19 protein-coding genes and 1 other RNA gene are annotated in these 20039 nt (G+C 61.1%); 11 read left to right on the forward strand and 9 right to left on the reverse strand.

Going from position 1 to position 20039, the window contains the following annotated elements:
- Positions 1-8: 8 nt before the first annotated feature.
- The 5 genes from yiaK to EKL15_RS00170 all read right to left on the reverse strand — a co-directional run bounded on the left by yiaK (position 9) and on the right by EKL15_RS00170 (position 5870).
- A complete protein-coding gene (yiaK, locus tag EKL15_RS00150) occupies positions 9-1007 on the reverse strand; it encodes a 3-dehydro-L-gulonate 2-dehydrogenase (protein ID WP_064290724.1) in 999 nt (332 codons plus the stop codon).
- 256 nt (positions 1008-1263) lie between these two features.
- Entirely contained in the window at positions 1264-2130 is an 867-nt protein-coding gene (locus tag EKL15_RS00155) for an SMP-30/gluconolactonase/LRE family protein (RefSeq protein ID WP_060441298.1), read from the reverse strand.
- Positions 2127-3227, reverse strand: coding sequence for a substrate-binding domain-containing protein (locus EKL15_RS00160; protein WP_025304163.1), 1101 nt, complete (start codon positions 3225-3227; stop codon positions 2127-2129). The genes EKL15_RS00155 and EKL15_RS00160 overlap by 4 nt, the downstream gene beginning before the upstream one ends.
- A 14-nt stretch (positions 3228-3241) precedes the next feature.
- Positions 3242-4324 carry an ABC transporter permease gene (locus EKL15_RS00165; RefSeq protein ID WP_016930014.1) on the reverse strand — a complete coding sequence of 361 codons (1083 nt, stop codon included), beginning with the start codon at positions 4322-4324 and terminating at the stop codon, positions 3242-3244.
- Positions 4317-5870, reverse strand: coding sequence for a sugar ABC transporter ATP-binding protein (locus EKL15_RS00170; RefSeq protein WP_070913827.1), 1554 nt, complete (start codon positions 5868-5870; stop codon positions 4317-4319). Before EKL15_RS00170 ends, EKL15_RS00165 begins: the two co-directional genes overlap by 8 nt.
- Before the next feature lie 374 nt (positions 5871-6244).
- Here EKL15_RS00170 and EKL15_RS00175 point away from each other — a divergent pair, with 374 nt between their 5' ends.
- The 3 genes from EKL15_RS00175 (at position 6245) to EKL15_RS00185 (ending at position 8658) form a co-directional block, all read left to right on the forward strand.
- Positions 6245-7063 (forward strand): IclR family transcriptional regulator, encoded by an 819-nt coding sequence (locus tag EKL15_RS00175; protein ID WP_049199270.1) that lies wholly within the window; start codon positions 6245-6247, stop codon positions 7061-7063.
- Positions 7064-7187: 124 nt separating this feature from the next.
- Entirely contained in the window at positions 7188-7805 is a 618-nt protein-coding gene (argO, locus tag EKL15_RS00180) for an arginine exporter ArgO (RefSeq protein WP_004931603.1), read from the forward strand.
- A 121-nt stretch (positions 7806-7926) separates the two neighbouring features.
- Positions 7927-8658 carry an oxidative stress defense protein gene (locus EKL15_RS00185; RefSeq protein WP_025160209.1) on the forward strand — a complete coding sequence of 244 codons (732 nt, stop codon included), beginning with the start codon at positions 7927-7929 and terminating at the stop codon, positions 8656-8658.
- Positions 8659-8706: 48 nt separating this feature from the next.
- On the opposite strand, the gene EKL15_RS00190 is transcribed toward EKL15_RS00185, so the two are convergent.
- Positions 8707-9600 (reverse strand): LysR family transcriptional regulator ArgP, encoded by an 894-nt coding sequence (locus EKL15_RS00190; protein ID WP_060441301.1) that lies wholly within the window; start codon positions 9598-9600, stop codon positions 8707-8709.
- 203 nt (positions 9601-9803) lie between these two features.
- Between EKL15_RS00190 and rpiA the strand changes: the two genes are divergently transcribed.
- Both rpiA and serA read left to right on the forward strand, forming a co-directional pair.
- Positions 9804-10460 carry a ribose-5-phosphate isomerase RpiA gene (gene rpiA / locus EKL15_RS00195; RefSeq protein ID WP_025304157.1) on the forward strand — a complete coding sequence of 219 codons (657 nt, stop codon included), beginning with the start codon at positions 9804-9806 and terminating at the stop codon, positions 10458-10460.
- 292 nt (positions 10461-10752) lie between these two features.
- Positions 10753-11991, forward strand: coding sequence for a phosphoglycerate dehydrogenase (gene serA, locus EKL15_RS00200; protein WP_025304156.1), 1239 nt, complete (start codon positions 10753-10755; stop codon positions 11989-11991).
- Between the two features lie 48 nt (positions 11992-12039).
- Here the strand turns inward: serA and EKL15_RS00205 are convergent, their stop codons facing one another.
- The 3 genes from EKL15_RS00205 to zapA form a co-directional block, all read right to left on the reverse strand.
- Positions 12040-12648: a 5-formyltetrahydrofolate cyclo-ligase gene (locus EKL15_RS00205; protein WP_100396849.1), complete on the reverse strand. Its 609-nt coding sequence runs from the start codon at positions 12646-12648 to the stop codon at positions 12040-12042.
- Between the two features lie 52 nt (positions 12649-12700).
- A non-coding RNA gene (gene ssrS / locus EKL15_RS00210) (6S RNA) lies at positions 12701-12883 on the reverse strand.
- A gap of 40 nt (positions 12884-12923) precedes the next feature.
- Positions 12924-13253, reverse strand: a complete 330-nt coding sequence (zapA, locus tag EKL15_RS00215; protein WP_004931621.1) for a cell division protein ZapA — start codon at positions 13251-13253, stop codon at positions 12924-12926.
- Between the two features lie 319 nt (positions 13254-13572).
- Here zapA and EKL15_RS00220 point away from each other — a divergent pair, with 319 nt between their 5' ends.
- The 6 genes from EKL15_RS00220 to gcvH all read left to right on the forward strand — a co-directional run bounded on the left by EKL15_RS00220 (position 13573) and on the right by gcvH (position 20023).
- Complete coding sequence (locus EKL15_RS00220; RefSeq protein ID WP_100396848.1) at positions 13573-14151, forward strand: YecA family protein; 579 nt, start codon at positions 13573-13575, stop codon at positions 14149-14151.
- 55 nt (positions 14152-14206) lie between these two features.
- The gene (pepP, locus tag EKL15_RS00225; RefSeq protein ID WP_049199264.1) at positions 14207-15520 is read left to right on the forward strand and encodes a Xaa-Pro aminopeptidase; all 1314 of its coding nucleotides are present in this window, start codon (positions 14207-14209) and stop codon (positions 15518-15520) included.
- Positions 15521-15524: 4 nt separating this feature from the next.
- The gene (gene ubiH, locus EKL15_RS00230) at positions 15525-16703 is read left to right on the forward strand and encodes a 2-octaprenyl-6-methoxyphenyl hydroxylase (RefSeq protein ID WP_100396847.1); all 1179 of its coding nucleotides are present in this window, start codon (positions 15525-15527) and stop codon (positions 16701-16703) included.
- A gap of 80 nt (positions 16704-16783) precedes the next feature.
- Entirely contained in the window at positions 16784-17986 is a 1203-nt protein-coding gene (gene ubiI / locus EKL15_RS00235) for an FAD-dependent 2-octaprenylphenol hydroxylase (RefSeq protein WP_100396846.1), read from the forward strand.
- Positions 17987-18492: 506 nt separating this feature from the next.
- Complete coding sequence (gcvT, locus tag EKL15_RS00240) at positions 18493-19590, forward strand: glycine cleavage system aminomethyltransferase GcvT (protein ID WP_060448418.1); 1098 nt, start codon at positions 18493-18495, stop codon at positions 19588-19590.
- 46 nt (positions 19591-19636) lie between these two features.
- Positions 19637-20023: a glycine cleavage system protein GcvH gene (gcvH, locus tag EKL15_RS00245; protein ID WP_049199255.1), complete on the forward strand. Its 387-nt coding sequence runs from the start codon at positions 19637-19639 to the stop codon at positions 20021-20023.
- Positions 20024-20039: the final 16 nt, after the last annotated feature.

Below are 20039 nucleotides of genomic sequence, written 5' to 3' on the forward strand. Positions count from 1 at the left end.
TCCTCCCGTTACAGCGCCTGAATGCGCGCCCAAACCCGTTCGTCGACCGGAATACCGTCGCGCAGGTTTTCTTCCAGAATGCGCGGGAACTTGTGGCCCGGCAGGCGAATGGCGACGTCGGGGTTGTCCCGTTCGGCGCTGGTGACGTAATCCATGATGCGCTGCAGTTTTTGATCGCGGCTGTCGCCGTCGATCAACCGGTCTATCTCAATCGCGATGAACACCTGCGAGACGCCGTATTCGTCGCGGTGATCTTCCGTCACTTCCGCCACCGAGGCGCCGCCGGACAGCAGGGTGGCGATCATGTCCAGCACGATCGACAGCGCCGATCCTTTCCAATACCCCATTGGCAAAATGCGCCGATTCTCTTCGATGGTGGCCGGATCGCGGGTCAGGTGGCCGTCGTTGTCGAAGCCGCCGTCCACTGGCAGGGTTTTGCCCGCCAGCCGGTTCAGCTCCAGCGCGCCGTAGGAAAACATCGACATCGACATGTCCACCATGGTGATCGGGTTGCCGGGCACGGCGACGATCAGCGGGTTGGTGCCGATACGGCACGTTTTGGCGCCCCACGGCGGCATCACGGCGATCGAGTTGGTCCAGCAAATGCCGATATAGCCTTTCTCCGCCGCCTGCCAGCCGTAGCCGCCGCCGCGCATCCAGTGGTTGGCGTTGCGCAGCGCCACCAGGCCGATGCCATGATCGTCGGCTAACTGCATGGCGCGATCCATCATGCGGCGGGCGGTAAGGTTGCCGATGCCCTGGTGCGCATCCCATTGCTCGATCGCCCCCAGAGACAACAGTTTGCTGGGTTCGGCGTCCGGCACGATATCACCGGCGTCCAGCTGCTGAATAAAGCGCGGAAAGCGGTTAACGCCGTGGGAATAAACGCCGCTGGCGGTGGTGTCGGCGAACATGCCGGCGCAGTCATCGGCGGTGTGCTCCGCCACGCCGCGCGCCAGCAGCACGCGTTTGAATTGGTGTTTTAACTCGCTGTAACTCACTCTCATGCCGGATCTCCACCTGTGCGAATCGCCTGTTTTTGGTTCGCTAAATTTCAATATACGAAATTGCATTTCAAATAAATGCTATCCCGGCGATTCAGGGAAGTCAAAGCAAGGGGGAGTAAAATTATTCATGAAAAACATGACGTTAAAATTGAGTGGTGATTTTGTGATCGTCGCCACATTTTGGTGGAGATGGCGTGCTTCAGACGTGACAAAGCAGGGCGGATCGAAACCCACCCTGCGTCTTGCGAGATCCCGGCTAACCGCGGGTGTTCAGCACCATGCGGTAGAGCGAGGTGGTGGCGGTGATATAGAGTTCATCGCCGTTCGGGCCGCCGAAGGTACAATTGGAGACGCGTTCCGGCACGCTGATTTTGTCGATCTGTCGCCCCTGTGGATCAAAGACCAGCACGCCGTCGGCACAGCTGCAAAACAGATTGCCGGCTCGATCGACGCAGAAGCCGTCCGGAAAACCGGGCCCCACCGTTGCAAAACGGCGGCCGGCTTCCAGCTCGCGGCCGTTGACCGCATAGACGCGCAGCTCGCGGCGGCCCAGCGTCGGAAAATCCACGATCGACATGTCCGCGACGTACAGCCATTTTTCATCCGGTGAAAACGCCAGGCCGTTTGGGCGCTGCAGGTCGCAGGCGGCGATAGTCAGCGAACCGTCGCGTGGATCGAAGCTGTAGAGATAGCAGCCGATTACCTGGCTTTCTGATTTGTAGCCCTCTTCGTCGCCGATGATGCCGTAGGGCGGATCGGTGAACCACAGGGTGCCGTCGGAACGCACCGCCACGTCGTTCGGCGAGTTAAAGCGCTTGCCGTCGACGCGATCGATCAACAGGCGCACCTCGCCATCGCTTTCGGTGCGGCTGATGCCGCGCCGCCCGTGTTCACAGCTGACCACGCGCCCTTCGCCGTCGCACGCATTGCCGTTGGCGTAGTGCGACGGCGAGCGGTATAGGGTCAGCTCACCCCGGCGCGACCAGCGGAACATGCGATTGCCTTTCACGTCGCTGAACACCACCGCATCCTCCTGCGGCAGCCAGACCGGCCCCTCGGCCCAGATCGCCGGCGAACACAGGCGCTCGAGCCGGGCGTGTGCGTGCAATGAATCGCCGTTCACTTCACGCCCCAGATCGCTTTGTAGTGGCCCTGGTAATCGTTTTGCGGGTCATACAGGTTATTGGCGCCGCCGTCGGCGGCGATATTGTCGCGGGTCACCAGATGCGCTGGGGTGACGTAGCCGGAAGGCGGCTGCTTGGCGAAGGCGCGGTTGAATTCGTCCAGCAGTTGCCAACCGTGCAGCTTCAAGGGTTCCGGCACCGTCGCCGACTGGCTGTCGCCCGAGCGGATACGCTGATAAGCGGAGATCGAACCGTCGCCGGCCGATACGTTGTAAGGTGCGTTCTTGCCGCCTTTGCCAGCGGTCTTCAGCGCCGGCGCCATAAAGTCGAAGTACAGATCGTTGATCGCCAGCGCATATTGGAATTTGTCGCCGTACTTCTGCAGCAGGCTGAAGGTCATCGCCGGCATGCGGTTGGCGGTATCGGCCAGCGGCGTGTCGATGAATTCCAGCAGCGTACAGCCGCTGCATTTGGCGATCTCTTCTTTCATGACGTTGGCCTTGTCCAAGGCGATTTGGTACAGCGAGTCGGTGAAGATCAACACGCTCGCCTTGCCGCCGGATTGCACCACCGCGTATTGCGCGGCGATGCGCGCCACTTCGTTGGAATCCGATGTGACGTTATAGAACACGTTGTATTTGGCGATGGGGCCCGGTTCCGGCACCGCGTGCCAGGCGGTCAGCACGATGCCCTGCTGCACGGCCTTTTTCAGCGGGATCTTGGCGACGTTAGGGTTCCAGCCGCCGATCACGATGCCGTCCGGTTTTTGGGCGATGGCCTGATTGAGCGATGCCAGCTGATCTTTCACCGAGCCGCCGCCGTCGAGCGTTTCCAGCTTCCAGCCGGCGGCTTTCGCCGCTTCGCTCAACCCCTGTTGCACCCCTTGCACGCCGCCGTTCTTCATGTCGGAGGCGATAAAAATGATCTTCTTGTTGGCCTGCAGCTGCGGGCCGCTGGTGGGGCCGTCCCACTGGGTGGCGCTGGCGGTAGCCTTCGCGACGGCGGCGGTGGCCTGATCGAGATAGGCGTCGGCCCAGGCCGGCGATGCGGCGAGCAAGAATGTGGTGAACCCCGGTAACAGCCAAATGCGTTTCATGGTGTGCTCCTGGTTTAAGGGTGGGTCGCTGTCTGATTGTTGTTGTCAGCCGGCGTCGCCTGGCTGCGTTGTACCGCTTTCTGATTGAGCAGCCGACGGCGTTGGGCATAGCCGGCCAGGGTGATCGACAGCAACAGCGTCGCGCCGTTGAACAGCGGCTCGACCCAGAATTCGCCGCCGAACTGCTGAATGCCGGCGATGCCGATAGCCAGAATGGCGATGCCGACCACGGTACCCCAGACGTTGACGCGCCCTGGGCGAATGGTGGTGCTGCCGAGGAAGGCGCCGACCAGCGCCGGCAGCAGATAGTCCATGCCGACGCTGGCCTGGCCGACGCCCTGTTCGGCGGCGATCAACACGCCGCTGAAACCGGTGAGCACGCTGGAGGCGATGAAGGCGCCGATGGTAAAGCGGTTGACCGAGATGCCGTTCAGGCGCGCCGCCGCCGGGTTGCCGCCCACCGCATACATGCAGCGGCCGAGCGGGGTGTGTTCGGTGATGAGCCACAGCACCACCGCGACGATCAGCACGTAAAACGCCACGATTGGAATGCCGGCGATCTCGGTGTGGTGCAGTGCGATAAAGGCATCCGGCAAGTCGCCGACGATCTGCCGCCCACCGGAGTGCCACAGGGCAATGGCGTACAGTACGGTGCCGGAGCCGAGAGTGGCGACGAAGCTGTCGATATCGGCCAGCGCCACCAGAATGCCGTTCAGCAACCCGTACAGCGCCGAGATCGCCAGCACCGTCAGCACCGCCATCTGCCAGGAGAAGCCGTATTCCACCTGCAGCGTGATCGCCAGAATGTGCCACAGCACAATGCCGAAACCGACGTTAAGATCGATCTTGCCTACGATCATCGGGATGGTCGCCGCCAGCGCCAACAGGGCGATTTTGGCCTTGCTCGACAAGATAGCCTGCAGCGTCAGCATTGATGCGAAGGAGGGGGTGAGCAGTGAGAACAGCACGACCAGCGCGATGCACAGCAGCAGCAGGCCATAGCGGGTGAGGACCTGCATCAGCCACGGGCCGGCGCCGTCCTGCGCCAGACTGACGCGCTGCTCCAACGCGGTTGATTTAACGGATGTTTTAGACATGGCCTACCTCGGATTCTGACGTGATTGCGACGCTTTCCCCGGTGCTGGCAGAGGCCAGCTCCAATAAATTGGCGAATGACACCTGCTGATTTTTCAGCTCGCCGACCACTTTCCCGCGGTTGAATACCAGTGCGCGGTTGCAAATATGGGCGATCTCCTCGAAATCGTTGGAGATCACCAGCACCGCCACGCCTTCCGCCAGGGATTTATTCAGCAGGTGGTAGATTTCCGCTCGCGCGCCGACGTCCACGCCGGCGGTGGGATCTTCGAGGATCAGCAGCGGCGCCCCCAGATGCATCCAGCGCGCCATCACCACCTTTTGCTGGTTGCCGCCGGACAGCGCGCTGATATCGATATTGACGTCCTTGGGGCGTACGTCGAACAGCTGCACCTTCCACCAACTGGCGCCGATCTCCGCTCGCCGCCCGTAGCGGGAGAGCAGCCGGTGGCCGCTGGCGCAGGGGTTGATAAACAGGTTTTCACGCACGCTCATCGACATCACCAGGCTTTCGCCGGTGCGATCGCCCGCGACCAGCGAAACGCCGCAGGCCATCGCCTGCTGTGGGGAGCTCGCCTGATAGGGCCGATCGCGAAACCGAATCGCGCCGCCGTCGGCCTGGCGCAACCCGAACAGCAGCCGGCCAATCTCTTCTTGCCCGGCCCCGCGCAGGCCGGCCAGCGCCAGCATCTCGCCCGGCTGCAAATCGAAGCTCACCGGGCCGATGTCGCCCACCGTGACGCTATCGAGCTGCAGCACCGGCGGACGATGTTCCGGCAGCGGTTCGCGCTGATCGTCCGCCATCGCTTCGCCGACGATGGTTTGCACCAGATCGCGCAGCGAGTAGTCGGCGGTGCGGCCGCCGGCGACATAGCGCCCGTCGCGCATTACGCAGACCCGATCGGCGATTTCGATCACTTCGTCCAGGCGGTGGGTGACGTAAATCATGCCGACCTTTTTGGCGCGCAGCCGGTTGATCACGGCGAACAGATGACGCACGTCGTTGGCGGGCAGGGAGGCGGTCGGTTCATCCAGCACCAGCAGCTCGGCATTGACCGCCACCGCGCGGGCGATCGCCAGCAGCGATTTTTCGGTGCGCGAGAGTTCGAAGACGCGCGCATCGGGATCGAGCGCGATGCCGACGTCTTGCAGCGCCTGCGCCGCCCGGCGGCGAATGGCGCGCCAGTCGATCAACCCAAAGCGGCGGGGAAACCCCATCACCAGCGCCATGTTCTCCGCCACCGTCATCCATTCAATCAGGCCGAGATCCTGATGAATAAAGGCGATCGGCTGGCGGCTGGCGCTTTTTATCGCGGCGGCGGAGGTGATGCTTGCGCCCTGAAAACGAATATCGCCGCCGTCGCGCGGGTAGACGCCCGCCAGCACTTTGATCAGCGTCGATTTGCCGGCGCCGTTTTCGCCCAGCAGCGCCAGAACCTCGCCCGGCATCACCTGCAGGCTGACGTCGTTGACCGCCACGTTGCCGCCAAATCGTTTGACGATGTGGCTGAGGGTAAGGATGGGCTGTGCCGCATTATCGATAGTCATGTGATGCGCCCCTGGTGTTGCGCCCGTGCGAAGATGCCGGGCAAATCAGCTAAACCGCTGGTGAGTATCTGGCCTTTAAATTTCAACATGCGAAATTCAATTTCAAAAATAATATGACGTTCGTTGCGCTAAATCAAAGGCGATGAGGTTTTAATTATTGATATTAAACAATGAGTTATTTTTTACTTTGCGGAAGTGTGACCGATGGCTCACTTCAATAAGGGGGAAATATTGCGGATTTTTGGCCCGCTGCGGACAATGAAACGGCGTTCCGTCTTCACCTGATGCAGGCCTTGGGGTAACATGCCCGGCAAAGAGCCTGCTGACTTCGCCGCAGCGCCGGTTGGCGGTTCGACACTGGAGAGATTTTCGCTATGAGCCTGAAAGCCGTCGACGAGAAAGATGACAAGAAAGACAAACCGCTGGGCAGCCAAAGCCTGTTCCGCGGTTTGCAGTTGATTGAGATCCTGAGCAATTTCCCCAACGGATGTCCGCTGGCGCATCTGTCCGAGCTGGCCGGTATGAACAAGAGCACGGTGCACCGCTTGCTGCAGGGGTTGCACACCAGCGGCTATGTGACCCAGGCGCCGTCGCCGGGCAGCTACCGCCTGACCACCAAGTTCATTTCCATCGGCCAGAAGGCGCTGTCGTCACTCAATATCATTCACGTGGCTGCGCCGCATTTGGAACAGCTGAACCTGGAAGTGGGCGAGACGGTCAACTTCTCCAGCCGCGAAGACGACCACGTCATCCTGATCTACAAGCTGGAGCCGACCACCGGCATGATGCGCACCCGCGCCTATATCGGTCAGCATATGCCGCTGTACTGTTCGGCGATGGGGAAAATCTTCATGGCCTACGGCAACGATGATTACCCGGCCCACTACTGGCAGACTCACCAGCAGGAGATTCAGACGCTGACGCGCAATACCATCACCGAGCTGCCGAAGATGCATGAGGAGTTGGCCGATATTCGCCAGCGCGGCATGGCGATGGATCGCGAGGAAAACGAGCTGGGGGTCTCCTGCGTGGCAGCGCCGGTGTTCGATATTCAACAGCGCGTGCCTTATGCGGTGTCGGTTTCTCTGCCGACCGCCAAGCTGCAGCAAATCGGCGTCAAAAGCCTGATTAAACCGGTGCTGGCCACCGCGCAACGCATCTCGCAGGAGCTGGGTTTCGTCACGCCGATTTGAGTATTAGCGTCGCTGATACTGGATTAGAAACATCAATTTCACCTAATGATCGCTTCCTCGTATGATGCGCGTGTTGACCGACACGCGCCCTCGTCCGGCGCCTTTTATCATTCGAGGAATCCCCATGCTAGCCGTCTTCCTGCAGGGCTTTGCCCTGAGCGCCGCCATGATCCTGCCGCTGGGCCCGCAGAACGTATTCGTGATGAATCAGGGCATTCGCCGCCAGTATCATTTGATGATTGCTTCGCTGTGCGCATTGAGCGATATCGTGCTGATCTGCGCCGGTATTTTCGGCGGCAGCGCCTTGCTGACCCGCTCGCCGCTGCTGCTGGCGCTGGTCACCTGGGGCGGGGTGGCGTTTCTGCTGTGGTACGGGTGGGGCGCGTTCCGTTCCGCCTTCAGCCCGCAACCGGCGCAGGCCGCGGCGCAGGAGCTGGCGCAGAGCCGCTGGCGCATCGTGGTCACCATGCTGGCGGTCACCTGGCTGAACCCGCACGTTTATCTGGATACCTTTGTGGTGCTCGGCAGTTTGGGCGGGCAGCTGACGGCGGACGTGCGCTCCTGGTTCGCGCTCGGGGCGGTCAGCGCGTCGGCGGTGTGGTTCTTCGGGCTGGCGCTGCTGGCCTCCTGGTTGGCGCCGTGGCTGAACACGCAGCGGGCGCAGCGCATCATCAACGCGCTGGTCGGGCTGGTGATGTGGGGCATCGCGCTGCAGCTGGCCTGGCAGGGGGCAAATTTATAAGAATTTGTCACTAATCCGAATTCAAAACGCCGCGCGATATGCTACGTTTGATGCCAGGAATCCGGCGGTTCTCACAGGGAAAAGCCGGCGATCAGAGACAGCCTGTCATTAAGGAGACACTGTGAAGCTAAAAGCATTGGCTATGGCCGCAATGGTCGGATTAGGGACGTTACCGATGGCGCTGCAGGCGGCTGAAGTGCCTGAAGGGCCGCACGTCGTCACCTCCGGCACCGCCAGCGTGGACGCCACGCCGGATATCGCCACCCTGGCGATCGAAGTGAGCGTTTCCTCCAAAGACGCCGCCCAGGCGAAGAAGCAGGTGGACGAGCGTGTGGCGCAGTACTTTGATTTCCTGCAGAAAAATAACATCGAGAAGAAAGACATCAGCGCCGCCAACCTGCGCACCCAGCCGGAATATGACTACCTGAAAACCGGCGAGTCGGTGCTGAAGGGCTACCGGGCGGTGCGCCAGGTGCAGGTGACCCTGCGTCAGTTGGACAAGTTGAACGAGCTGCTGGACGGCGCGCTGAAATCCGGCCTGAACGAGATCCGCGCAGTGGAGCTGGGTGTGGCCAAACCGGACGTGTATCGTGAGCAGGCGCGGCAAAAAGCGATCGAGAACGCGACTCAGCAGGCCGAATCCCTGGCCAAAGGCTTCCACGCCAAGCTGGGGCCGGTGTACAGCATTCGCTACCGGGTCGCCAACTACCAGCCGATGCCGGTAGCGCGGATGTATAAGGCGGCCGGTGCGGCGGCGGAAAGCGACGCGGCGCAAACCTATGAACAGCAAAGCATTCACTTCGACGATCAGGTGGATGTGGTGTTCGAGCTGCAGCGCAACGCCGCGCAGTAAGGTGTTCGTATTGAAGAAAAGGTTCGCTGCGGCGAACCTTTTTTCGTTTTAATCCTGGCGCAGCACCTGGTGGCCGTGTTCCAGCAGCGCGTCGGTCACTTTGCGCATCATGCGGCTTTCCGGCGCGAAGCGGTGCCAGTACAGCATGCGGCGCTGGTACAGCCCCGGCGTCAGATCGATCAGTTCACCGGATGCCAGCTCCTTTTCGATCTGCAGGTGAGGGATCATACAGCAGGTGGTGCCCTGGCGTGCCAGCTGCACGAAGGCTTCCGACGAGTTCACGATGTGGCAGGGCACGCTGCCCGGCGACAGATCGAAGTTCTGCTGCAGGAATGCCTGGTGCATGTCGTCGAGATGGTCGAAGGCCACCGCCGGCGCTTTCAGCAGCGCGGAGCGGGTGACGCCGTTCGGGAAGTAGCGCTCGGCGAAGCCGCGGGAGGCCACGAACAGGTAATCCAGCGCCCCCAGCCGATCCACCAGGCAGCTCGGCAGCGGCTGCGGCTGAATACTCACCGCGCCCACCACCTCACCGCGGCGCAGCCGCTCCTGGGTGCGGGTTTCATCTTCCACCTGCAGATTCAGGCGAATGGGGGAGTCCGCCAGCACCGGCTTCAGCGCTGGCAGCAGCCAGGTTGCCAGACTGTCGGCGTTGACCGCCAGCGACAGCAGCAGCGGCGTGTCGACGCCGGTGTCGTTGCCCAGCCACTCTTCTTCCAGCAATTCCACCTGATGCAGCAGCGCCAACAGCTTTTGCCCTTGTTCGGTCGGGCGCGGCGGCACGGTACGAACCAGCAGCGGTTGGCCGAACAGGTTTTCCAGCTGTTTGATGCGTTGGGATACCGCCGATTGCGTGATACAGAGTTTTTGAGCGGCGCGCTCGAAGCCGCGCTCACGGATCACCGCGTCCAGCGCTTGCAGCGTACGATAGTCTGGGCGTTTCATCGGAAAGATATCCCTTAAATTAGAATGATACCGGCACTATGCCACATTTTGCGCACGGCGCAGGTGGAAAATCACGCCCCCACCTCGCCGCCAAGCGGGTAAAAATGCGGGCTGCGGTAAATAAGTGTGATCCTGCCGGCGTGAAAAACAGCGTTTTACCCTATAATACGCACACGTTTTCGTACAGAGGCAAGGGACATATTATGACGCAGGATGAACTGAAAAAAGCGGTGGGTTGGGCGGCGCTGGAATACGTGACGCCGGGCACCATCGTCGGGGTCGGCACCGGCTCTACCGCCGCCCACTTTATTGACGCGCTGGGCTCCATCAAGCACCAGATCGAAGGCGCGGTATCCAGCTCCGACGCCTCCACCGCCAAGCTGAAAAGCCTCGGCATCCACGTGTTCGACAGCAACGAAGTGGACTCGCTCGATATCTACGTGGACGGCGCGGACGAAATCAACGGCCATATGCAGATGATCAAGGGAGGCGGCGCTGCGCTGACGCGCGAGAAGATCATCGCCGCCATCGCCAAGAAATTCATCTGCATCGTCGACGCCAGCAAACAAGTGGACGTGCTGGGCAAGTTCCCGCTGCCGGTGGAAGTGATCCCGATGGCCCGCTCTTACGTGGCGCGTGAGCTGGTGAAACTCGGTGGCCTGCCGGAGTATCGTCAGAACGTGGTGACCGACAACGGCAACGTGATCCTCGATGTGCATAACCTGAGCATCACCGACGCCATCGCGCTGGAGAACAAGATCAACGGCATCGCCGGCGTGGTGACCGTGGGGCTGTTCGCCAACCGCGGCGCGGACGTGGCGCTGGTCGGCACCCCGGAAGGCGTGAAAGTGGTCAAATAAGCCTCCGCCGTCTGTGGCCCGGTAGCGCCGGGCCGCATAATTCTTCGGTTAAAATATCTTTTCTGAAAAACGGCAAATTTGGTGACTTATATCACATTGTGAAACCTGACTCCCCAAAGCTTCTGCCGAAAACTTTCCCTATGGCATTTTCTGCCGTAAACCGCCATCAACGCTGCGCCTTGTCCTGCCGGGCAGGCAATCGTTTGTATTGCCGCCCGCGTTATTTTTGTTATGTTGGATGGGAGCTGTGTCGTCACAGCCGCTTCTGAAGTCTGAACATAGGGTCGGGTAAATGGCAAAAGTATCATTGGAGAAAGACAGGATTAAATTCCTGTTGGTGGAAGGGGTTCATCAGAGCACGGTCGATAATTTACGTGCCGCCGGTTATACCAACATCGAATACCACAAGGGTGCGTTAGACACCGAATCGCTGAAGGCATCCATCCGCGATGCACACTTCGTCGGCATCCGATCGCGTACGCATCTGACCGAAGAGGTGTTTGCCGCCGCAGAAAAACTGGTGGCGGTGGGCTGCTTCTGCATCGGCACCAACCAGGTTGATCTGAAAGCGGCGACCAAACGCGGTATTCCGGTCTTCAACGCCCCCTTCTCCAATACCCGATCCGTGGCCGAAATGGTGCTGGGCGAGCTGCTGTTGATGCTGCGCGGCATTCCGGCCGCCAACGCCAAGGCGCACCGCGGCGTGTGGCACAAACTGGCCGTGGGCTCCTATGAGGCGCGCGGTAAAAAGCTGGGTATCATCGGCTACGGCCATATCGGCACCCAGCTTGGCATTCTGGCCGAAGGGCTGGGCATGAAGGTGTTCTTCTACGATATCGAGAACAAGCTGCCGTTAGGTAATGCGCAGCAGGTGCGCCATCTGTCCGATCTGCTCAATATGAGCGACGTGGTGACGCTGCACGTGCCGGAAACGCTGGCCACCAAGAACATGATGGGAGCGGAAGAGCTGGCGCTGATGAAACCAGGCGCCATTCTGATCAACGCCTCGCGCGGCACCGTGGTGGATATTCCCGCGCTGTGCGATGCGCTGGCCAGCAATCACCTGGCGGGCGCGGCGATCGACGTCTTCCCGGAAGAGCCGGCAACCAACAGCGATCCGTTCAACTCGCCGCTGTGTGAGTTCGACAACGTGCTGTTGACGCCGCACATCGGCGGCTCCACTCAGGAAGCGCAGGAGAACATCGGCGACGAAGTGGCCGGCAAGCTGGCGAAATACTCCGACAACGGATCGACCCTGTCCGCCGTCAACTTCCCGGAAGTGTCGCTCCCGGCGCATGGCCCGAACGCCAGCCGCCTGCTGCACATCCACGAAAACCGTCCGGGCGTGCTGACGCAGATTAACCAGATCTTCGCCGAAGAGGGGGTTAACATCGCCGCGCAGTATCTGCAAACCGGCCCGGAAATCGGCTACGTGGTGATCGACATCGAAGCGGAAACCGCGCGCGCCGACGCCGCGCTGCAGCGCATGAAGGCCATCGACGGCACTATTCGCGCCCGTCTGCTGTTCTGATTAGGCGGCATGCCGCAACGAAAAAGGCCGGAGCGATCCGGCCTTTTGCTATTTAGGTTCGTGCCACGCCCAGCTGCAGAGCGGGGTGAGGATTTCCGGCAGCGGGATATCCCAGTGCTCGGTCGGCAGGTGCTCCACCTGCTGGCAATCATGGGCCAGCCCGATGGGATAAGGGCCGTCGCTCTGCCAGTTTTGCAGGGTGCGATCGTAAAAGCCGCCACCCATACCCAGACGTTGCCCGGTATGATCGAATGCTACCAGCGGCGTCAGCACGACGTCCAGCTCGCCCAGCGGCAACACCTGGCGCACATCGAGGCGCGGTTCAAGAATATTGAAGCGATTGCGCACCAGCGGCGTTTCCGGCGCATAGCGCAGGAACAGCAGGTGGCCCGGGCTGAACGGATGCAGCACCGGCAGGTAAACCCGTTTTCCGAGCGTCCACAGCTGCTCGATCAGCGGCCCGGTATCGAGTTCACCGTCAAACGACAGGAATACCGCGATGCTGTGCGCCGCCTTAATGTGCGCATGCGCGACGAGGCGCTCGGCTATTTTCTCTGCGGCAAAGCGTTGCTGGCCCGGCGTAAGCTCGCGCCGACGTTGGCGAATCAGTTGACGAATGGCTTGGCGCTGCTGCGCGAATTGGGGTTGAAAAGGCATCGTATCAGGCTTGCTCAGTGTGGCGTTCGGCACACATAAACCGCTGAGAAGGGGAATCTCCGAGATGCCGTCGCAGGCTGTAACCCTTGAACCCATGGTTCAAGGTGAACGTGCCGTCGCAATCTTAAGGCTTCTCGGCGCACCGAGCGTGCTCACCGATCGCGGAGCAACACATTCTGTTTGTACTAAATATCGGCTCAGGGGACTGGCCCGCTGGCGAACATCTCAGAGAAATTTTGTACTCGTTGCCGAAACTGTGATTTCAACAACTTAAGTTATTCGAATTGTGCATCCTGACGTTCAGAGATGCGACCTTGTTCAAGCAGCGCTTGTTCAATGGTCTGCTGCAGCATCCGTATGCGTTGTTCCATATTGGACGCATAGTCACGGGTTTTCAACCGTTCTTGAGCAAGTTCGTGACAGACGTTCAATGCCGCGATGAAAACCAGTTGCTCAGTATTGGAGACTCTAGTGCGAACTTTAAGATCTTGCAACCGTTGGTTAAGATCGTCCGCCGCCATATTCAACGCATCTTGTTGTTCTGGCGGGCAATTGACTCTTAACGAGCGGCCAAAAATTTGAATATCTACCGGTTGTGCAGACATGCCACCTTCCTGCCTAAATTTCGCGCCAGCCTTGTCCGCCCTGGCCGGGCCGTCAAAGCGGGCGCCACTATATATACCTCGGTACCAAGATACAACCCCTTTTTCAGTACCTGGTTGTAATCTACTGTGGCGCACATTGCCAGTCAAAAAAGGGTTTCAAAATGCGTATTTACCGCACTTTCGCCACCCGACGGCGCAGTGTGAAACCTGCCACATCGCGATTATAACTAGCCACTGAGGTGTCGCGCTTATCTGGTATAGCGACGGACCTTGGTGGTAGCATAACACGAACTTATCCTGCCAACGATGACGAATGCGCATGTCTATACAGAATACATTTCCAAGTTACCAATCTTTGACCGTGGCCCTCAACCAGCAGTCGGTGGCGCTGACCGCGGCAGAAATGCATGGCCTGATCAGCGGCCTGTTGTGCGGCGGCAGCCGTGATGCCGGCTGGCAGGCGCTGGTGCACGATCTGACCAACGAAGGCGTCGCCTTCCCGCAGGCGCTCAGCCAACCGCTGCAACAGCTGTATGAAGTGACGCGCGAAACGCTCGAAGACGACGAATTCCTGTTCCAACTGATGCTGCCGGAAGGGGAGATCGTCAGCGTGTTCGATCGCGCCGACGCGCTGGCCGGTTGGGTCAACCACTTCCTGCTCGGCCTGGGGATGATGCAGCCGAAGCTGGCCCAGGTGAAAGACGAAGTTGGGGAAGCGATCGACGATCTGCGCAACATCGCGCAGCTGGGCTACGACGAAGACGAAGATCAGGAAGAATTGGAACAGTCGCTGGAAGAAGTGGCGGAGTATGTGCGGGTTGCCGCCATCATGTGCCACGGCGAATTCACCCGTCACAAATCAACGGCGCCGGAAAACATCAAACCGACGTTGCACTAAGCGTCTTATCGCCCCTCCGCCGGCGGTGCGGATGGCATGATTTCAGGAGAAGGTAATGACTCAGCAGGAATTCAACAACCGCCGTCAGGCGCTGTTGGCGAAAATGGCGCCGGCCAGTGCGGCGGTTATTTTCTCTGCGCCGGAAACGACGCGCAGTGCAGATTCAGACTATCCCTATCGGCAGAACAGCGACTTTTGGTACCTGACCGGCTTCAATGAGCCGGAGGCGGTGCTGGTGCTGATCAAAAGCGACGAAACGCACAACCACAGCGTGTTGTTCAACCGGGTGCGCGATCTGACGGCGGAAATCTGGTTTGGCCGCCGCCTGGGGCAAGACGCTGCGCCGGCGAAGCTGGGCGTGGATCGCGCGCTGCCGTTCGATGAAATCAATGACCAGCTGCACCTGCTGCTCAACGGCCTGGACGTGGTCTACCATGCGCAGGGCGAATATGCCTACGCCGATCAGATCCTGTTCGGCGCGCTGGACAAGCTGCGCAAGGGGTTCCGCCAGAACCTGCAGGCGCCGGCCACCGTGACCGACTGGCGGCCGTGGCTGCACGACATGCGCCTGTTCAAATCGCCGGAAGAGCTGGCGGTGATGCGCCGCGCCGGTGAGATCAGCGCGCTGGCGCATACCCGCGCGATGGAAAAATGCCGCCCTGGCATGTTCGAATACCAGCTGGAAGCGGAGATTCACCATGAATTCACCCGCCTCGGCGCCCGCTACCCGTCTTACAACACCATCGTCGGCAGCGGCGAAAACGGCTGCATCTTGCACTACACCGAGAACGAGAGCCAGATGCGCGACGGCGATTTGGTGCTGATCGACGCCGGCTGCGAGTATCAGGGGTATGCCGGCGACATTACCCGCACCTTCCCGGTCAACGGCAAGTTCAGCAAGCCGCAGCGCGCGGTGTACGACATTGTGCTGGCGTCGCTGCTGCGCGCTTTGGCATTGTTCAAACCCGGCACCAGCATCCGTGAAGTCAACGACGAAGTGGTGCGCATCATGGTGGTCGGGCTGGTGGAACTGGGCGTCTTGAAAGGTGAAGTCGACCAGCTGCTCGCCGAACAAGCGCACCGGCAGTTCTTCATGCACGGGCTGAGCCACTGGCTGGGCCTCGACGTGCACGACGTCGGCCACTACGGCACGCCGAGCCGCGATCGGCTGCTGGAGCCGGGCATGGTGCTGACCGTGGAACCGGGGCTGTACATTGCGCCGGATGCGGACGTGCCGGCGGAATACCGCGGCATCGGCATCCGCATCGAGGACGACATCGTGATCACCGCCGACGGCAACGAAAACCTGACCGCCACCGTGGTGAAAGACGCCGATGCCATCGAGGCTTTGATGGCGGCGGCAAGGTAACGGAATGAGCGTAATTATCGTTGGTGGCGGTATGGCGGGCGCGACGCTGGCGCTGGCTATCTCGTCGCTTACTCAGGGAAGAATGGCCGTGGATCTGGTCGAGGCGACTCGGCCGGATGACCGCAGCCATCCGGGCTTTGACGCCCGCGCCATCGCATTGGCGCAGGGCACCTGCCAACAGCTGGCGCGCATCGGCGTTTGGCCGGCGCTGCGCGACTGCGCCACGCCGATCACTCAGGTGCACGTCAGCGATCGCGGCCATGCCGGTTTCGTGAATCTGCAGGCGCAGGATTATCAGGTCGATGCGCTTGGCCAGGTGATCGAACTGCACGACGCCGGGCAGCGGCTGTTCGCGCTGCTGGCGAAGGCGCCGGGCGTTACGCTGCATTGCCCCGCGCGGGTGGTGGACGTGATTCGCACCGCAGAGCGGGCGGAAGTGCAACTGGATACCGGTCTGCGCCTGTGCGGGCAGCTGCTGGTGGCGGCCGACGGTTCGCGTTCGGCGCTGGCGCAGGCCTGCAACGTGCAGTGGCGGCAGGAGGAGTATCCGCAGTTCGCCACCATCGCCAACGTCACCACGGCGGAAGATCCGCAGGGGCGCGCCTTCGAGCGTTTTACCCGCTACGGGCCGCTGGCGCTGCTGCCGATGTCGCAGGGGCGCAGTTCGCTGGTGTGGTGCCACGCGCGCGAAGATCGCGCCCGGGTGGATGTCTGGGACGACGAGCGTTTTATCGCCGAGCTGCAACAGGCCTTCGGCTGGCGGCTGGGGCGTATCCTCAAGGCCGGTAAACGGCACAGTTATCCGCTCAGCCTGCTGACCGCCGATCGTCATGTCAGCCATCGTCTGGCGCTGGTGGGCAACGCGGCGCAGACGCTGCACCCGATCGCCGGGCAGGGGTTCAACCTCGGCCTGCGCGACGTGATGTCGCTGGCGGAAACGCTGGCGGAAGCGGTAGACAGCGGCGAAGACGCCGGCGGTTATGCGCTGCTGAGTCGCTATCAGCAGCGGCGGCAAAACGATCAGCAGGCGACGATCGGCGTGACCGACGGATTGATCCGCCTGTTCGCCAACCGTTATGTCCCGCTGGTGGTCGGCCGTAATCTGGGGCTGATGGCGATGGCGCGTTTGCCGGCGGTGCGCGACGCCTTCGCCAAGCGCACGCTGGGCTGGGTGGAACGTTAGACACAGAATCGGGCGCCCTGTGGCGCGCCCAAAACGCGGCGCGGCAAGGCGTCGCGCGTTATTTAAGGAAATCGAGCAGCATGCAATCATTTGACGTGATTATCGCCGGTGGCGGTATGGTGGGGCTGGCGTTGGCCTGCGGCCTGCAGGGCAGCGGGCTGCGCGTGGCGGTGCTGGAACAACGCCAGCCGGACATGGCGCCGCCGTCGGAGCAGCCTGCGCTGCGCGTCTCCGCCATCAATGCCGCCAGCGAGCGTTTGCTGCAGCACATCGGCGTGTGGGACGACATTCTCCAGCAGCGCGCCAGCGCTTACAACGCGATGGAAGTGTGGGAGCGCGACAGCTTCGGCAAAATCGCCTTCCGCGGCGACGAGTGCGGCTTCAGCCATCTCGGCCACATCATCGAAAACTCGGTGATCCAGCAGGCGCTGTGGAAACGCGCCGAAAGCCTGTCGGACATCACGCTGATTACCCCGGCCGCGCTCAAGCAGGTGGCGTGGGGCGAGAACGATGCCTTCGTTACGCTGGAGGACGGGCGTATGCTGACCGCCCGCCTGGTGATCGGCGCCGACGGCGCCCAGTCGTGGCTGCGCCAGCATGCCGACATCCCGCTCACCTTCTGGGATTACCGCCACCATGCGCTGGTGGCCACCATTCGCACCGAAGAGCCGCATCAGGCGACGGCGCGGCAAATTTTCCACGGCGACGGCATTCTGGCGTTCCTGCCGTTCAGCGATCCGCATTTGAGTTCCATCGTCTGGTCGGTGACGCCGGAAGACGCCGAGCGGCTTAAACAGCTTGAGCCGGAGCAGTTCAACCGCGAACTGGCGATGGCCTTCGATATGCGCTTGGGCGCCTGCAGCCTGGAAAGCGAACGGTTGGCGTTCCCGCTGACCGGCCGCTATGCGCGCAGCTTCGCCTCGCACCGCCTGGCGCTGGTGGGCGATGCGGCGCATACCGTGCATCCGCTGGCCGGGCAGGGCGTGAACCTGGGCTTTATGGACGCCGCCGAGCTGATTGCCGAACTGCGCCGCCTGCAGCGGCAGGGCAAGGATATCGGCCAGCACCTCTATCTGCGCCGCTATGAGCGCCGCCGCAAACATGGCGCGGCGGTGATGCTGGCCAGCATGCAGGGTTTCCGCGAACTGTTCGACGGCAACCACCCGGCCAAAAAGCTGCTGCGCGACGTGGGGCTACGGCTGGCGGACAGCCTGCCGGGCGTCAAGCCAAAGCTGGTGCGTCAGGCAATGGGCCTGAACGATCTGCCCGAGTGGCTTGCCTGATACCTGCCTTCTGCGAGCCCCCAGCGGGCTCGCGCTTCTCGCCTTATGCCATCGTCTTTCCTTATATAACCCTTCATTTGAAATAATCTAATTTCAGCCGCTTTTTATCATTACTTTTTCTAATTCCATGTTCGGTTATCAAAAGTCGGAATCTCATGCGCGGCCGTCGGTTTGTTATATAACTTCGGAGTTTTGCCGCTTTAATTGTTAATTTTGTGCCTTAAAGCGCATTTTTCCAGTGAAAAACTCTGCACACTAGCCCGGCATTTTACCGCCCTGGAACGGCGATGAGCCTATTTTAACTTATGGTTAATGTGGTCGTTCGGTGATAAGTTCGAGGGAAAGGTATCGTTTGCGTCACGGCGGTTGCACGCAGTTTCCGCCCGTCCCGGCGCAGCATTTGTGTTGAGCAGTCAGTGCGCCATGGCGATCGGGCCGCGAGCCAGGCTCCGCCGCATTGCGTGGCAGCACCCTAACTTCTAGCGACGAGTGGAAAGAGGGAAAAGATGGCAAAGCAAACCCCACTGTACGACCAGCACGTGGCGTGCGGTGCGCGCATGGTAGACTTTCACGGCTGGATGATGCCGCTGCACTACGGCTCGCAGCTCGATGAGCACCACGCGGTGCGTCAGGATGCCGGCATGTTCGACGTGTCTCACATGACCATCGTGGATCTGCACGGTGCCCGCACCCGCGAGTTCCTGCGCTACCTGCTGGCGAACGACGTCGCCAAACTGACCCAACCCGGCAAGGCGCTGTACACCGGCATGCTGAATGCCTCCGGCGGCGTGATCGACGACCTGATCGTTTATTTCCTCACTGAAGACTATTTCCGCCTGGTGGTGAACTCCGCCACGCGTGACAAAGACCTGGCCTGGATCGAAGAGCACGCCGCGCCGTATGGCGTTGCGCTGACGGTGCGCGACGATCTGGCGCTGATCGCGGTACAGGGCCCGCAGGCCAAAGAGCGTGCCGGCACGCTGTTCACCCCGGAACAAAAAAGTGCGGTCGAAGGCATGAAGCCGTTCTTCGGCGTGCAGGCCGGCGAGCTGTTCATCGCCACCACCGGTTACACCGGCGAGGCCGGCTATGAGATCGCGCTACCGAAAGAGCAGGCGGCGGATTTCTGGCAAAAATTGCTGGCCGCGGGCGTCAAGCCGGCCGGTCTGGGCGCGCGCGACACGCTGCGTCTGGAAGCGGGCATGAACCTCTACGGGCAAGAGATGGACGAAGGCGTTTCACCGCTGGCCGCCAACATGGGCTGGACCATCGCCTGGCAGCCGGACGATCGCCGTTTCATCGGCCGCGAAGCGCTGGAACAACAGCGCGAGCAGGGCACCGAGCAACTGGTCGGCTTGATCATGACGGAAAAAGGCGTATTACGTAATGAGCTGCCGGTGCGTTTCACCGACGCGGCGGGGCAAACTCACGAAGGCGTGATCACCAGCGGTTCGTTCTCTCCGACGCTGGGCTTCAGCATCGCGCTGGCGCGCGTGCCGGCAGGTATCGGCGAGCAGGCCATCGTGCAGATCCGCAACCGTGAAATGCCGGTCAAAGTGACCAAGCCCGGTTTCGTTCGCGCCGGCAAGCCGCTGACAAATTGATTTTTTATTGATTGATTCTTTTATTTCTTCGAAGGAGTAACCGGCGATGAGCAATGTGCCAACAGAATTGAAATACGCATCCTCCCACGAGTGGGTTCGTTCAGAAGGTAACGGCGTTTACACCGTAGGCATCACCGAACACGCGCAGGAACTGCTGGGCGATATGGTGTTTGTCGATCTGCCGGAAGTGGGCCGCAAAGTCGCCGCCGGTGAAGATTGCGCCGTGGCGGAGTCCGTCAAGGCGGCGTCGGACATTTACGCGCCGATCAGCGGCGAAATCGTGGCGGTGAACGGCGAGCTGGAAAGCTCCCCGGAGCTGGTGAACAGCGAGCCTTACGGTGACGGCTTCCTGTTCCAGATTAAAGCCGCCGACGAAGGCGAGCTGGCGAACCTGCTGGACGCCGCGGCTTATCAGGCCTCGATCGACGAGTAATCGTGACCACGCCCCA

This window comes from Serratia sp. 4542 (assembly GCF_016805595.1).
GTDB classification, from domain to species: domain Bacteria; phylum Pseudomonadota; class Gammaproteobacteria; order Enterobacterales; family Enterobacteriaceae; genus Serratia; species Serratia nevei.

Bases quoted from the DNA above. Each gene is read 5' to 3' on its own strand.
- yiaK (WP_064290724.1), bottom strand. From the start codon at position 1,007: ATGAGAGTGAGTTACAGCGAGTTAAAACACCAATTCAAACGCGTGCTG.
- EKL15_RS00160 (WP_025304163.1), bottom strand. From the start codon at position 3,227: ATGAAACGCATTTGGCTGTTACCGGGGTTCACCACATTCTTGCTCGCC.
- EKL15_RS00165 (WP_016930014.1), bottom strand. From the start codon at position 4,324: ATGTCTAAAACATCCGTTAAATCAACCGCGTTGGAGCAGCGCGTCAGT.
- EKL15_RS00170 (WP_070913827.1), bottom strand. From the start codon at position 5,870: ATGACTATCGATAATGCGGCACAGCCCATCCTTACCCTCAGCCACATC.
- EKL15_RS00175 (WP_049199270.1), top strand. From the start codon at position 6,245: ATGAGCCTGAAAGCCGTCGACGAGAAAGATGACAAGAAAGACAAACCG.
- argO (WP_004931603.1), top strand. From the start codon at position 7,188: ATGCTAGCCGTCTTCCTGCAGGGCTTTGCCCTGAGCGCCGCCATGATC.
- EKL15_RS00190 (WP_060441301.1), bottom strand. From the start codon at position 9,600: ATGAAACGCCCAGACTATCGTACGCTGCAAGCGCTGGACGCGGTGATC.
- rpiA (WP_025304157.1), top strand. From the start codon at position 9,804: ATGACGCAGGATGAACTGAAAAAAGCGGTGGGTTGGGCGGCGCTGGAA.
- serA (WP_025304156.1), top strand. From the start codon at position 10,753: ATGGCAAAAGTATCATTGGAGAAAGACAGGATTAAATTCCTGTTGGTG.
- EKL15_RS00205 (WP_100396849.1), bottom strand. From the start codon at position 12,648: ATGCCTTTTCAACCCCAATTCGCGCAGCAGCGCCAAGCCATTCGTCAA.
- zapA (WP_004931621.1), bottom strand. From the start codon at position 13,253: ATGTCTGCACAACCGGTAGATATTCAAATTTTTGGCCGCTCGTTAAGA.
- EKL15_RS00220 (WP_100396848.1), top strand. From the start codon at position 13,573: ATGTCTATACAGAATACATTTCCAAGTTACCAATCTTTGACCGTGGCC.
- pepP (WP_049199264.1), top strand. From the start codon at position 14,207: ATGACTCAGCAGGAATTCAACAACCGCCGTCAGGCGCTGTTGGCGAAA.
- ubiH (WP_100396847.1), top strand. From the start codon at position 15,525: ATGAGCGTAATTATCGTTGGTGGCGGTATGGCGGGCGCGACGCTGGCG.
- ubiI (WP_100396846.1), top strand. From the start codon at position 16,784: ATGCAATCATTTGACGTGATTATCGCCGGTGGCGGTATGGTGGGGCTG.
- gcvT (WP_060448418.1), top strand. From the start codon at position 18,493: ATGGCAAAGCAAACCCCACTGTACGACCAGCACGTGGCGTGCGGTGCG.
- gcvH (WP_049199255.1), top strand. From the start codon at position 19,637: ATGAGCAATGTGCCAACAGAATTGAAATACGCATCCTCCCACGAGTGG.